We start from the raw sequence: 12,650 nt of genomic DNA on the forward strand, positions 1-12,650 counted from the left end.
CACGTGCTGACACCGTCGCGGCAGGCTGCCGGCCTCACCGCGCGCCCCGACGTCGAGACAGAGGATCAGCAGTGACCGCATCAGGTTCGGACTTCGTCGTCGTCGCCAACAGGTTGCCTGTCGACCTCGACACGGCGCCCGACGGTTCCCGAGTCTGGAAGCGCAGCCCCGGTGGTCTCGTCACCGCGCTCGAGCCGATCCTGCGGAGCAACAACGGCGCCTGGGTCGGATGGGCAGGTGTCCCCGACGTCGACGTCGACCCGTTCGAGGACGACGGCCTCGAGCTGGTCCCGGTCCCGCTCTCGCAGCAGGAGGTCGCCGACTACTACGAGGGCTTCTCCAATGCCACCCTGTGGCCGCTCTACCACGACGTCATCGTCCGGCCCGTCTACGACCGGAGCTGGTGGGACGCCTACGTCGAGGTGAACCGACGCTTCGCCGAGGCCACGTCCAAGGCGGCCGCCGAGAACGCCACCGTATGGATCCAGGACTACCAACTCCAGCTGGTCCCGAAGATGCTGCGCATGCTGCGCCCCGATCTGACGATCGGCTTCTTCCTGCACATCCCGTTCCCGCCCGTCGAGCTGTTCATGCAGATGCCGTGGCGCACCGAGATCGTCGAGGGCCTGCTGGGCGCGGATCTCATCGGCTTCCATCTGCCCGGTGGCGCGCAGAACTTCCTCTACCTCGCACGGCGTCTCGCCGGCCAGCCGACCTCGCGCGGCAACATCGGAGTCCGCTCCAAACTCGGTGTGGTGCAGGTGGGTTTCCGGTCCGTGCGCGTGGGCGCCTTCCCCATCTCCATCGACTCGGGCGATCTCGACGAGAAGTCGCGGCGTAAGCCGGTGCGCGATCGTGCACGAGAGATGCGCGAAGAGCTGGGCAATCCGAAGACGATCATGCTGGGCGTCGACCGACTCGACTACACCAAGGGCATCGACGTCCGTCTCGAGGCGTTCCTGGAACTGCTGACCGAGGGCCGGGTGGATCCCGAGGACGTCGTGATGATCCAGCTGGCCACACCGAGCCGCGAACGCGTCGAGAGCTACAAGCAGATGCGCGGCGAGATCGAGGGCATGGTCGGGCGCATCAACGGCGAGTTCAGCCGCGTCGGGCATCCGGTGGTGCACTACCTGCACCGTCCCATTCCGCGCGAGGAGCTCATCGCCTACTACGTGGCCGCCGACGTCATGCTGGTGACGCCCATCCGCGACGGCATGAATCTCGTCGCCAAGGAGTACGTGGCGTGCCGCAGTGACCTGGGCGGTTCCCTCGTGCTCAGCGAGTTCACCGGCGCCGCAGCCGAACTGCGCCAGGCGTACCAGTGCAACCCGCACGATCTGAACAGCGTCAAGGACGCGATGATGGCCGCGATCGAGCAGACGCCGGAATCGGGCCGACGCCACATCCGGGCTATGCGGCGGCAGGTGCTCGCGCACGACGTCGATCGCTGGGCACGGTCGTTCCTCGCCGCGCTGGGACGCACCGGCGACGAGGAGCCCAACCAGATGATCTCCAACCGGGACATCGGTCAGGCGACGATGTGATGCGCGAAGACCGGTGACCGTGGTCGAAGCGCAAGTGGTGCAGTGCCATCGGCTGCGCCGTGATCTTCTGATCGTCCGCCTCGTCGGCGAGCTGGTTCCGTTCGCCGCCGGGCAGTCCGTCGCCGTGACGGTGCCCACCTCGCCGCACCTGCCTCGTCGGTACTCCCCCGCCCTACCCCCGTCGCGAGACGGCAAGTACGAGTTCCACATTCGCGAGGTACCGGCAGGCTGGGTCAGTCGCAGCATCGTCCGCGAGACCCGTGAGGGCGACATCTGGACTCTCGACGACCCGGCGGGCGACCTCCGTGTCGACAACACCGACGACGACGTCGTGATGGTCGCGGGCGGAACAGGTCTCGCACCGATGCGCGCACTGCTGCTGGGCCTGGCACGTCGGCCACGACCTCCGCGGGTGCGGCTCTACGTGGGAGGCAGGCACCCCCGCGATCTCTACGCCGCCGACATGCTGTCCCTGATGGCAAGATCAGCGCCATGGCTCACGGTGATCCCGGTGGTGGACGAGCCCGTGGACCCGCCGTACCGCGACGAGTTCTTCGATGCCGCCGAGGCCGTGCGGCTGCAGACGGCACCCGACTCCGGCTTCGCACCTCACGAGTACCTCGTCGGCCGCGTCGGAGAGGTGGTGGCGCGGCGCGGGCCGTACCTGTCGCAGCGCGTGCTGGTGTGCGGATCACCGGCGATGTCGAGCTTCACGACGCGTGCCCTGGTGACGACGGGAACCCCGGCGGAGAACATCCGCACGGGGTGAGGGTCAGGTCTGCTTCGGGTTGCGCGGTGTCCACACGACGAGCGCGTTACTGCGTTGCACCGGAACGAGATCGCGTCGGTACCCGGCGTGAACCTTGGCCAGCTCGGTCGCCATCTCGGTGACGCGGGCCTGCAGCGCCTCCACCTGATTGGTGAGTTCGATGATGCGCTTGATACCCGCCAGATTGACGCCCTCGTCCTGCGAGAGACGCTGCACCTCGCGGAGCAGCGCGACGTCGCGCGGAGAGTACCGTCGCCCACCGCCGGTGGTGCGGAACGGCGTCACCAGTCCGAGACGGTCGTAGGTGCGCAGTGTCTGGGCGTGCATGCCGGCGAGCTCGGCGGCGACGGAGATGACGAAGATCCGGGCATCCGGGTCCGCGCCTGCGTCGCGCGCATCCTGCGGATCGCTGGGCGTCCGAGTCATCTCATCTCTCCTCTCGCATCAGAACCGTCAGGCTCCGGGCCACCCGGAGCGGGGATCGAAACCACTCGCCTTCTCCGCCGCAGCGTAGGCCTCGAGGGCATCGCGTGCCGCGTCGTCCAATTCGGACGGCACGGCCACCTTCACCGTGACCAACAGGTCACCGATCTTCGACTTCTTGGGAATGCCGCGACCCTTCACCCGGAAGGTGCGGCCGTCGACCGTTCCCGCTGGAACCTTCAGACCGACTCGGCCGTCGAGCGTCGGCACCGACAGCGTCGTGCCGAGCACCAGTTCGCTGTACGCGACGGGAACCGTGAGGGTGAGATCGTCACCCGTGCGGCCGAACACGGCGTCGCTCTTCACGTGCACGGTCACCAGCAGATCGCCGGCGGCAGCGCCGCGCAGACCGGCCTCGCCTCGGCCGGCCACTCGGACACGTTGCCCGTCACTGACACCGGCAGGAACCCGCACCGTCACCGACCGGGTGCGGTTCTGCACCCCGGTGCCGCGGCAGTCGGTGCACGGATCGTCGATGATCGAGCCGGTGCCCCGGCAGTCGTCGCACGGCTCGCTGAAGCCGAACGCGCCCTGGTTGCGGCTGACCACACCGGCACCGTTGCACCGCGGGCAGACCCGCGGGCTCGTGCCGGGCTTCGCGCCACTCCCGTGGCAGGTGGTGCAGGACGACGGGCTCGTGATGGACAGCGGGACAGACGTTCCCACCGCCGCGTCACGGAAGTCGAGTGTCACCTCGGCAGCGAGATCACTCCCACGCCGGGGACGTGACGACGCGGCCTGGGTACGACCACCGGCCGCGCCACGGTTGAACAACCCGCCGAACAGATCACCGAGATCGGCTCCGCCACCGGCACCTCCGAAGAGGTCACCGACGTCGAACCCGCCGGCCGTACCCCCGCCGCCGAAGTTGGTTCCGCCGCCCGGCGAGAATCCGCCGCGTCCGAAACCACCACTGGCGAACAGTGATCGGGCCTCGTCGTACTCCTTGCGCTTCGCGGGGTCGGAGAGCACCGCATTGGCCTCGCTGACCGCCTTGAAGCGCTCCTCCGCTTTCGCGTCCCCCGGATTGGAGTCCGGATGGTTGTCGCGCGCGAGCTTGCGGTACGCCTTCTTGATCTCGTCCTGCGACGCGGAGGAGGAGACGCCCAGCTCCTTGTAGAAGTCCTTCTCTATCCACTCCCGTTGGCTCACCGGTCGCCTCCTCCTCTCACATCACATCTTCGTTGTGGTCGAACTATGCCTGGTCGGATGCCACGTCGGCGCCCGAACCGTCGACGACGGCGACCATGGCGGTGCGCAGAACTCGATCACGCACCTTGTACCCCTTGCGGAACACGCTGCCGACGACAGGATCGGTGCCGTCGCCCTCGTGCTGCACGGCCTCGTGCAGCGCAGGGTCGAACGCGTCGCCCTCGTCACCGAAGGCGACGAGACCCTGTGCGGTGATGACGGATTCGAGCTTGTCCGCCACCGACTTCAGCGGCCCCGTCTCGAGGTCACCGTGCTTGCGCGCCCGATCGAGATCGTCGAGCACACCCAGCAACTCGGCCAACACCGACGCCTTGGCGTTGTCGATGTCCACCTGCTTGTCCCGAGCGACGCGTCGCCGGTAGTTGGCGAACTCGGCGCTGAGGCGCTGCAGGTCGGCCGTCCGCTCGGACAGCTCGTCCCTCTCGGGTGCAGTCTCGGATTCCACGGAACCCTCGGACATCTCTGCCTCGAGAACCTCTGCTTCGTCCTCCACGTCACCGGGCTGGGGCGCCGTGGCGGAGCCCGCGAGGGACTCCTCCACGGCGGGGTCGACGTCGGGTGCGTCTACCTTCCCGGTGTCCTCAGCACTCACTTCTTGTCCGTGTCGACCGGCTCGTCCACGACCTCGGCGTCGACGACATCGTCGCTACCGTCGGTCGGGGCGGCGCCGTCGGCACCTGCTCCGTCGGCTGCTGCCGACTCGTACAGTGCCTGACCCAGAGCCTGCGACTCCGTGCTCAGCTTCTCCACCGCTGCCTTGATGGCAGCGATGTCGGTGCCGTTCAGAGCAGTGCGAGCCTCGGCGATGGCCGACTCGACCTTCTCCTTGGTCTCCGCAGGAACCTTGTCCTCGTTGTCCTTGACGAACTTCTCCGTCTGGTAGACGAGCGACTCGGCCTGGTTGCGGGTCTCGGCCTCCTCGCGACGGGTCTTGTCCTCCTCGGCGTGAGCCTCGGCGTCCTTGACCATGCGCTCGATCTCCTCCTTGGAGAGGCCGGAGCCCTCCTGGATCTTGATCGTGTTCTCCTTGCCGGTGCCCTTGTCCTTCGCCGTCACGTGCACGATGCCGTTGGCGTCGATGTCGAACGTGACCTCGATCTGGGGCACACCGCGCGGGGCGGGCGGCAGCTCCGTCAGCTCGAACGAGCCGAGAAGCTTGTTGTGCGACGCGATCTCGCGCTCACCCTGGAAAACCTGGATCTGCACCGACGGCTGATTGTCGTCCGCCGTGGTGAAGGTCTCGGACCGCTTGGTGGGGATGGTGGTGTTGCGCTCGATGAGCTTGGTCATCACGCCACCCTTGGTCTCGATACCGAGGGACAGCGGCGTGACGTCGAGGAGCAGAACGTCCTTGACCTCACCCTTGAGCACACCGGCCTGCAGTGCGGCGCCGACGGCCACGACCTCGTCCGGGTTGACGCCCTTGTTGGGCTCGCGTCCACCGGAGAGCTCCTTGACCAGCTCGGAGACTGCCGGCATACGGGTGGAGCCACCGACGAGCACGACGTGGTCGATGTCCTTGACCGCGATGCCCGAGTCCTTGACCACGGCCTGGAACGGCGCGCGGGTGCGGTCGAGCAGGTCGGCGGTGATCTTCTGGAACTCGGAGCGGCTGAGCTGCTCGTCGAGGAAGAGCGGGTTCTTGTCCGAGTCCACCGTGATGTACGGCAGGTTGATGGACGTGCTCTGGCTCGAGGACAGCTCGATCTTGGCCTTCTCCGCAGCCTCACGCAGGCGCTGGAGAGCCATCTTGTCCTTGGTCAGATCGATGCCGTTCTGAGCCTTGAACTTGTCGACGAGCCAGGTGACGATGCGCTCGTCCCAGTCGTCGCCACCGAGGTGGTTGTCGCCGGACGTGGCGCGGACCTCGACGACACCGTCGCCGATCTCGAGCAGGGACACGTCGAACGTGCCGCCACCGAGGTCGAACACGAGAATGGTCTGTTCCTTCTCGCCCTTGTCCAGGCCGTACGCCAGAGCGGCGGCGGTGGGCTCGTTGACGATGCGCAGGACGTTGAGGCCGGCGATCTGGCCGGCTTCCTTCGTGGCCTGACGCTGTGCGTCCTCGAAGTACGCGGGCACCGTGATGACCGCGTCGGTGATCTCTTCGCCCAGGTACGCCTCGGCGTCACGCTTGAGCTTCATGAGCGTGCGCGCGCTGATCTCCTGCGACGTGTACTTCTTGTCGTCGATGCCGACGGTCCAGTCAGTGCCGATGTGGCGCTTGACGGAGCGAATGGTCCGGTCGACGTTCGTGACGGCCTGGTTCTTCGCGGACTGGCCGACGAGAACCTCTCCGTTCTTGGCGAACGCGACGATGGACGGGGTGGTGCGTGCACCCTCGGAGTTGGCCACCACGACCGGTTCGCCGCCCTCCAGGACGGACACGACCGAGTTGGTGGTCCCGAGGTCGATTCCGACCGCACGAGCCATGTGAAGACCTCCTGATAGATGCTGCTGTGATCGTTCGAGCGTCTGCCTGAGCGAACTGCGCTCAAGTCTGCCTGTCGGATTCTCGCTCCGTCAAGTCGTACTTGAGTGACCCACGCTCAATGGCAGTCGTACGGCTCAACGGAGGGGTGTGCGAGTTTGTTCCCGGAGTGGTCGGCCGGCTGTGGTCCGCGCGTCTGGACCCACCCGATCGCGAGGCTTTCTGCGGATCGGCAGCATTCGACGCGAAAATGTGGCAAAACCTGCACTCGGCCGTGCCTCAGCATCCACAGGTCGACCGGATCGACGGGATCCCGCCTCCGGCAGCGAGTTGAGGGCACTCACGCATGGTCGGCGCGTGTGAACCCACCCGATCGCGAGGCTTTCTGCAGATCCGCGGAATTCGACGCGAGAGTGTGGCTGAACACGCACGTCCGACGGTTAGGGTCCACGGCATGTCACCGGTTCCCGGCACGACCCTGACGGCCCGAGGTCTCACCCGCACGTTCGGACGCCACACAGCAGTCGCCCACGCCGACGTCACTCTGACCCCCGGCAGGGTGACCGGGCTGGTCGGACCCAACGGCGCCGGAAAGACGACGCTGCTGCTGATGCTCGCAGGGCTGCTGGCTCCCGACTCCGGGACCCTCGAGCTGGACGGGTCTCCCGTCGAGACGGTCGCACTCCGGCGGGCCGTGGGGTGGATGCCGGATGTGTTCGGCACCTGGGACAGCCTGACCGCGACCGAGATCCTGTCGACGTTCGGACGGCTGCACGGGCTGTCGTCGAAGGACGCCCGTGCCCGCGCCGCCGAACTGCTGCAGCAGGTCCACCTCGACGATCGCGCCGACCGACCCGCGCACGAGTTGTCCCGCGGCCAGAAGCAGCGGCTCGGGTTCGCCCGCGCACTGGTGCACCGACCGCGATTACTTCTACTCGACGAGCCGGCATCGGGCATGGATCCGCGCTCGCGAGTCGAACTGCGTGACGAGATCCGACGCCTCGCCGACGGAGGATGCGCCGTGCTGGTGTCGAGCCACATCCTCACCGAACTGTCGGAGATGGTGGACGACGTGCTCATGATGACGGACGGGCGCACGCGGGAGTCGGCACCCGCCACCGAACGATCGTGGCGACTACGCGCGGTGGGCCGACCTGCATCGTCGGCCGACATCCTGCACTTCCCCGACGAGGAGGCCGCGGCGCGACACCTGCGCACGGTCGTCGACTCGGGAGTGCTCGTCGCCGAGTTCGCCCGCGTCGACTCGGAACTCGAGGACGCGTACCTCGCCCTCGACGCGGACAGGACCTGACATGGCGGCACGGATGAGCAGCTGGTGGTCGGTGGTCGGCGTACTGATCGGCCTCGAACTCCGGCAGCGACTGCGCACCACGCGGTGGCGCGTCACCCTGGCGGTGACCTTCACGGTGATCTCGCTGGCCGTGTTCGGATCGATGTATCTGGCACTGTCCGTCGACGAAGCCGATGCGAACTACGACGGCTGGGCGCGCAACCTGTACGCGGTCGTGCTGGGAGTCGAGCTGTTCCTCGGCGTGATCCTCGCCCCCACCCTCACGGCGACCTCGATCAACGGTGACCGCAAGGACGCGACGCTCGCCGTGGTGCAGGCGACGCCGATCAGCCACCGGCAGTTGGCCGTAGGCAAACTTCTCGGGTCGTGGGTGTCCTGCCTTGCCCTCGTCGCCGTGGCGTCGCCGTACCTGGTGTGGGGCATCGTCGCCGCTCCGTACGGCGTCGGCGCTTCTGTGCTGGGCGTGATCGTTCTGTGCCTGATCTTCCTGTGCTACTGCGGGATCGGGCTCGGGTACTCGGCGCTCACCGCACGCCCGGCGGGATCGGCCGTCCTGACGCAGGCCACCGTGTTCTTCCTGGTGTTGGGCCTCCCGGCACTGTTCGGCCTGCTCTACTCGACCACGGCGGAGGACCACGAGGTGGTGGGCGCCGAGTACACGTACGTGGACGATTCGTTCGACACCGTTCCGGACTGTCGCGACGTGGCCACGGTGCGCTCCTACGAGCACACCGAGCGCATCTGGTGGCTGTTGGCGCCCAACCCGTTTCTCATTCTCCCGGATGTGGTGGCCGTACATGACAATCCGAGCGTACGTGTGTGGACGTCGGACGAGCGGCCACCCGATCCCAGCGTGGCGCGCCCGATAGCCGAGACGCTCTCGACGGCGCGCACGGGCCCGTACCTGACGGAGCCGACCTGCGCGGACACCGTGTCGACCTACCGCGTGAGCGCCTCGAACCGCAGCTTCTACGACGAGCAGGTCGCGTTCGAATCCGGAAAGGTCGGCGACAGTTGGTACCTCGGGCTGGCCGTCAATGTCATCCTGGGAGCTCTCGGACTCACGGTCGCCGCGCGGCGACTCCGCGTTCCGGCCCGCACCTTGCCGAGGGGCGTGCGGATCGCCTGAGGCGCTCAGCTCAGCCGTCCACCCCCGTCGACGTGGAGGGTGGATCCGGTGACGAAGGTGTTGGTCAGGGCGAGCAGCACCGCTGCCGACACGTCCTCCGGGCGGCCCACGCGCCGTGCGGGATTGGAGGCAGCCGTCGCGTCGAACATCTTCTGCTTCCCGTCTCCCATGCCGTCCCACGAACCCGAGTCGACGATGCCGGGCGAGACGGCGTTGACCCGCAACGGTGCCAGTTCGACGGCCAACGCTTCCGCGAGGAATGCGACAGCACCGTTGGTCGTGGCCATGACGGCGAGGCCCGGCGCCGGCTTCCATGCGGCGACACCGGAGAAGAACACGAACGAGCCGCCGTCCCGCAGCGTGGGCGCGACGTGCTTGGCCAGCAGGATAGGTCCGACGACCTTGGCTGCGAACGCGCGCTCGACGGCGGCGCGGTCGAGGTCTGCGACCGGGCCGTTGGCGTGGTTCGCCGCGAGCGACACGACGTGATCGAGAGGTCCGAGCGTGGTGACGGTGGCGGCGATGGACGATTCGTCGTCGAGGTCGAGGTGCACCGCCGATGCGCCCGAGCCGAGCTCGGCGACCGTGTCGGCCAGGGCCTCCGGGCGTCGACTGCCGAGGACGACTTCCGCGCCGGCGGCGAGCGCGTCCTTGGCAATGCGCCGCGCGATGCCCGACGAGCCGCCGACGAGAAGGATGCGGGTGTTCTGCAGGGTGCTCATGACGGTGTGTCCCTTCCGCGGCCCCGTCTCTCGCGGCCACGGAAGGTTCAGCGCACCGGGCCCGCAGCATCATCCCCTCGCGCTATCGATAGTTCCGGGACTTGCCATTCATACCTTCTATGGCCACAGCGTGGCGGCATAATCGACCAGCATGACGTTCGACGAGGTGGCCGACGAGCTGTACGGGCTGGACCCGTCCGACTTCGTCGCCGCGCGCACCGGCCGGCAGAAGCAGGCGCGTTCCGACGGCGACAAGGACCTGGCCAAGCAGATCGGTGCGCTGCGCAAACCGACGATCGTCGGGTGGGTGCTGAACGTGACGGTGCGCGACGCGGAGGACGACGTCACAGACCTGCTCGACCTCGGCGAAGCACTTCGTGAGGCGCAGCAACATCTGCGGGAAGGCCGGAGGCCGGCCGGTCGACCGTCGGGCGCCACCCTCCGCACGCTGACGAAGCAGCGGCAGCGCGCCGTGCGTGCACTGGCGAACCGCGCCGCGAAGATCGCAGAAGACCGCGGTCACCCGATCGGCGAGGACGTCGGGCGCGAGGTGACCCAGAGCCTGAATGCGGCGCTGTCCGATGCGGACATCGCCGACGAGGTGCGGCGCGGCCGGATGCTGGGGGCCGCCGAGTACAGCGGGTTCGGCCCGATGGGGCTGGTGTCCGTCGATCCCGAACCCGCGAAAGAACCGGAACCCGCACCCGACAACACGGCCGAACGGGAGATGGAAGAGCAGCGAGCCCGCGCACAGGCCGAACTGGACGACGCCGAGGCTGCGCTGCAGGGTGCGACCGAGGCGCTGGAGAAGGCCGACCATCGCATCGACGAGCTGCAGGACTCGGTCGACGCCCTCACCGAGCAACTCGAAAAGGCACGCGAGGACCTGGAGGCGGCGCAGGACGCGCGTTCCGAGGCGGCGTCGGAGAAGGACGCGTCGACCTCGAGGGTCCGGAACGCGACGAAGCGCCTCGATCGACTGTGATCGAGGCGCTTCGGCGGTGACGGGTCAGGCGCAGTTGCCCGCTGTGGGGACGTCGCGGAACCGGGCGTCGAGCCAGTTGGTGCCGGCGCCGAGTCCGATGAAGTCGGGCAGGACGTGGCCGAGCGCGAGCCCGGGGAGGAAGAACGGCAACTGCTGCGTGTTCAGCTGGACGTTCGAGCCCTTCCCGCACCAGGTTGCGGCGAGATCGACGGCCTGGCCGTGCGGCACGATGTCGTCGCCCGTGCCGGTGTCGATGTAGACCGGCGTGGTGGGTGTGCGGTTACCGATCTTGTTCTCGGCGAGAACCGTCTGCGCCTCGGGAATCCGCTTCAGGTAGTCCGACAGCGACTCGCCGGTGGTGATCCACTCGTTGGTGCGGTGGAAGCCCACGGTGAGTGCACTTTCCACGACGCACTGATTCTCGAGTGCCGCCAGCGCAGCCTTGCCGGCCGGGTTGGTCGACGCGTCGATGATCGGGCCCAACTCGGGGTTGGACCGGCGCAGACCGTTCAGGGTGTAGCCGATGACACCGGTGAGGATGGTGCCGTCGACCTGGGCCAGCGTCGCTGCCAGATCGGCGACGGGGGCACCGGCGTAGGTGCCCTTGATGTCCAGCTCCGGTGCGTACTCGGGAGCGAGCTCCACGGCTGCTGCCACGGCGCCGCCGCCCTGCGAGTAACCCCAGAGGCCGACCGGGGATTCGGGTCCGATCTTGGTGTTGCCGAGCTGCTGCGCGGCGCGGGCCGCGTCGAGCACCGCGTGCGCTTCGGCGGCGCGGTTGACGTAGGTGTGCGCACCCGGCGTGCCCAGACCGTCGTAGTCGGTGATGACGACGCCGTAGCCGCGGGCCAGCAACGCGTAGGTGGAGAGCAGCTCGTACTCGACCATGAGTCCGAGCACGGGTGTGTAGGTGAGGACGTTGTTGAGCTGGTGCGACGGCGCGCACTGGTCGCCCTGGCCGTGGGTGCCGGGGGCGATCACCACGAGCGGGCGCGGACCGGGGCCGGTCCACTCGGCCGACGGGTCGATGTACGTCCCGGTGACGGCCACCGGCGCGTCGTTGGCGTCCTGCGACCGGTACATCAGGCGCGTCGCGGTGCCGGGGATCGGTCCCTGCGGCAAGGGAAGCGACAGTGCGAGATTCGACGGCCCGGTACGGATGAGGTCACCGTCGTTCCCGGCGGGAAGCGGTGAGGGGGGCGTGTAGAAGCTCGACGCCGGGCCGGGGGGTTCGGCGGTCGCCGTGGGCACCACCGCGCCGAACAGACCGAGACACATCACCAGACCGACGCCGGCAGACCGCAGTTTCCGCACATTCATCCCATCGACAACGGGGCCCAGGCGGGCCCACTACCGTCCTGACCGTAAGTGACGGGGCCCACTTCCGAGAAGCCAGTGTGACCCCGACCGCGGACTTCGTGCTCGATCACTTTGCGAGCCCGAACGGACGGGGCCGGACCACAACAGGGTCGGGCGGAAACAGACCCTCTAGCCTGAAGCCATGAACGCGTCGGACAGTGTCGAAGGCTCGCAACCCCCGAAGCCGCCCCGCCCGTCGGTGCACGTGACGCCCATGCGGGAGCCGGTTCCCGACGAGCGCCCACGCGCCGTCGATGCCGCCGTGATCCTGTGGAGTCTGTGCCTCGTCGTCCTGGCGGCCACCGGCGCGCTGCTGGGACTCGACCACCAGGGACTACGGTCGCGCCTCGCCGACGTCCTCTCGGCCGACGCCCCCGGCACCTCGGCGGAGGACATCGACTCGACGGTCCTCATCACGCTCGTCGCCGGTGCTGCCGTCGGCGCCGTCGTTCTCCTGGTGGGACTGGCCGGCATCCTGCAGATCCGCGGCCGACGCCCCACCGGACGATCCACGCTGACCGTGGTCGGCATCGTCGCGGCCGCGGGATCGATCGCGTTCTGGATCGCGACCTCCGATGCGCTGGAGCAGCCCACGACGTATGCGCCGTTCGTCGTCGCGGCCCTCGCTCTGCTGGGCACCGCTCCGCTGTTCGTCCCCGCCGTCGGGCGATGGCTCGCAGCCGCTCCCGTCCGGCGCTGAT

General features: G+C 68.2%; 12 protein-coding genes. 6 read left to right on the forward strand and 6 right to left on the reverse strand.

The genetic code is table 11. The features are described 5' to 3' along the window. The first annotated feature begins 71 nt into the window (after positions 1–71). On the forward strand, positions 72–1,547 hold the full coding sequence (locus OG947_RS07830; RefSeq protein ID WP_027506923.1) for an alpha,alpha-trehalose-phosphate synthase (UDP-forming): 1,476 nt from the start codon (positions 72–74) through the stop codon (positions 1,545–1,547). 13 nt (positions 1,548–1,560) lie between these two features. Beyond that, on the forward strand, positions 1,561–2,316 hold the full coding sequence (locus tag OG947_RS07835; RefSeq protein ID WP_442973101.1) for an FAD-binding oxidoreductase: 756 nt from the start codon (positions 1,561–1,563) through the stop codon (positions 2,314–2,316). 3 nt (positions 2,317–2,319) lie between these two features. Here OG947_RS07835 and OG947_RS07840 read toward each other — a convergent pair whose 3' ends face one another. From OG947_RS07840 to dnaK, 4 genes are read right to left on the reverse strand one after another with little or no spacing between them, the layout of a single operon-like run. Then, positions 2,320–2,742 (reverse strand): heat shock protein transcriptional repressor HspR, encoded by a 423-nt coding sequence (locus OG947_RS07840; protein WP_027506925.1) that lies wholly within the window; start codon positions 2,740–2,742, stop codon positions 2,320–2,322. A gap of 27 nt (positions 2,743–2,769) precedes the next feature. Then, positions 2,770–3,951, reverse strand: a complete 1,182-nt coding sequence (gene dnaJ / locus OG947_RS07845; protein ID WP_027506926.1) for a molecular chaperone DnaJ — start codon at positions 3,949–3,951, stop codon at positions 2,770–2,772. Between the two features lie 43 nt (positions 3,952–3,994). Continuing rightward, positions 3,995–4,603, reverse strand: a complete 609-nt coding sequence (grpE, locus tag OG947_RS07850; RefSeq protein WP_328813601.1) for a nucleotide exchange factor GrpE — start codon at positions 4,601–4,603, stop codon at positions 3,995–3,997. Continuing rightward, positions 4,600–6,444 (reverse strand): molecular chaperone DnaK, encoded by a 1,845-nt coding sequence (dnaK, locus tag OG947_RS07855; protein ID WP_027506927.1) that lies wholly within the window; start codon positions 6,442–6,444, stop codon positions 4,600–4,602. Before dnaK ends, grpE begins: the two co-directional genes overlap by 4 nt. Before the next feature lie 452 nt (positions 6,445–6,896). Between dnaK and OG947_RS07860 the strand changes: the two genes are divergently transcribed. Continuing rightward, positions 6,897–7,754 carry an ABC transporter ATP-binding protein gene (locus tag OG947_RS07860; RefSeq protein ID WP_328813602.1) on the forward strand — a complete coding sequence of 286 codons (858 nt, stop codon included), beginning with the start codon at positions 6,897–6,899 and terminating at the stop codon, positions 7,752–7,754. A gap of 1 nt (position 7,755) precedes the next feature. Then, positions 7,756–8,883 carry an ABC transporter permease gene (locus OG947_RS07865; RefSeq protein ID WP_328813603.1) on the forward strand — a complete coding sequence of 376 codons (1,128 nt, stop codon included), beginning with the start codon at positions 7,756–7,758 and terminating at the stop codon, positions 8,881–8,883. Positions 8,884–8,888: 5 nt separating this feature from the next. Here the strand turns inward: OG947_RS07865 and OG947_RS07870 are convergent, their stop codons facing one another. Further along, the gene (locus OG947_RS07870; RefSeq protein WP_328813604.1) at positions 8,889–9,605 is read right to left on the reverse strand and encodes an SDR family oxidoreductase; all 717 of its coding nucleotides are present in this window, start codon (positions 9,603–9,605) and stop codon (positions 8,889–8,891) included. Positions 9,606–9,756: 151 nt separating this feature from the next. Between OG947_RS07870 and OG947_RS07875 the strand changes: the two genes are divergently transcribed. Continuing rightward, positions 9,757–10,590: a hypothetical protein gene (locus tag OG947_RS07875; protein WP_328813605.1), complete on the forward strand. Its 834-nt coding sequence runs from the start codon at positions 9,757–9,759 to the stop codon at positions 10,588–10,590. A 24-nt stretch (positions 10,591–10,614) separates the two neighbouring features. Here OG947_RS07875 and OG947_RS07880 read toward each other — a convergent pair whose 3' ends face one another. After that, entirely contained in the window at positions 10,615–11,910 is a 1,296-nt protein-coding gene (locus tag OG947_RS07880; protein ID WP_328813606.1) for a lipase family protein, read from the reverse strand. A gap of 181 nt (positions 11,911–12,091) precedes the next feature. On the opposite strand from OG947_RS07880, the gene OG947_RS07885 reads away from it, so the two are divergent. Next, the gene (locus OG947_RS07885) at positions 12,092–12,649 is read left to right on the forward strand and encodes a hypothetical protein (protein WP_222633014.1); all 558 of its coding nucleotides are present in this window, start codon (positions 12,092–12,094) and stop codon (positions 12,647–12,649) included. Position 12,650 lies beyond the last annotated feature (1 nt).

This window comes from Rhodococcus sp. NBC_00297 (genome assembly GCF_036173065.1).
In the GTDB taxonomy this organism is placed as follows: Bacteria; Actinomycetota; Actinomycetes; order Mycobacteriales; family Mycobacteriaceae; genus Rhodococcoides.

Bases quoted from the DNA above. Each gene is read 5' to 3' on its own strand.
- dnaK (WP_027506927.1), bottom strand. From the start codon at position 6,444: ATGGCTCGTGCGGTCGGAATCGACCTCGGGACCACCAACTCGGTCGTG.
- OG947_RS07865 (WP_328813603.1), top strand. From the start codon at position 7,756: ATGGCGGCACGGATGAGCAGCTGGTGGTCGGTGGTCGGCGTACTGATC.
- OG947_RS07840 (WP_027506925.1), bottom strand. From the start codon at position 2,742: ATGACTCGGACGCCCAGCGATCCGCAGGATGCGCGCGACGCAGGCGCG.
- OG947_RS07880 (WP_328813606.1), bottom strand. From the start codon at position 11,910: ATGAATGTGCGGAAACTGCGGTCTGCCGGCGTCGGTCTGGTGATGTGT.
- OG947_RS07870 (WP_328813604.1), bottom strand. From the start codon at position 9,605: ATGAGCACCCTGCAGAACACCCGCATCCTTCTCGTCGGCGGCTCGTCG.
- OG947_RS07885 (WP_222633014.1), top strand. From the start codon at position 12,092: ATGAACGCGTCGGACAGTGTCGAAGGCTCGCAACCCCCGAAGCCGCCC.
- OG947_RS07860 (WP_328813602.1), top strand. From the start codon at position 6,897: ATGTCACCGGTTCCCGGCACGACCCTGACGGCCCGAGGTCTCACCCGC.
- OG947_RS07875 (WP_328813605.1), top strand. From the start codon at position 9,757: ATGACGTTCGACGAGGTGGCCGACGAGCTGTACGGGCTGGACCCGTCC.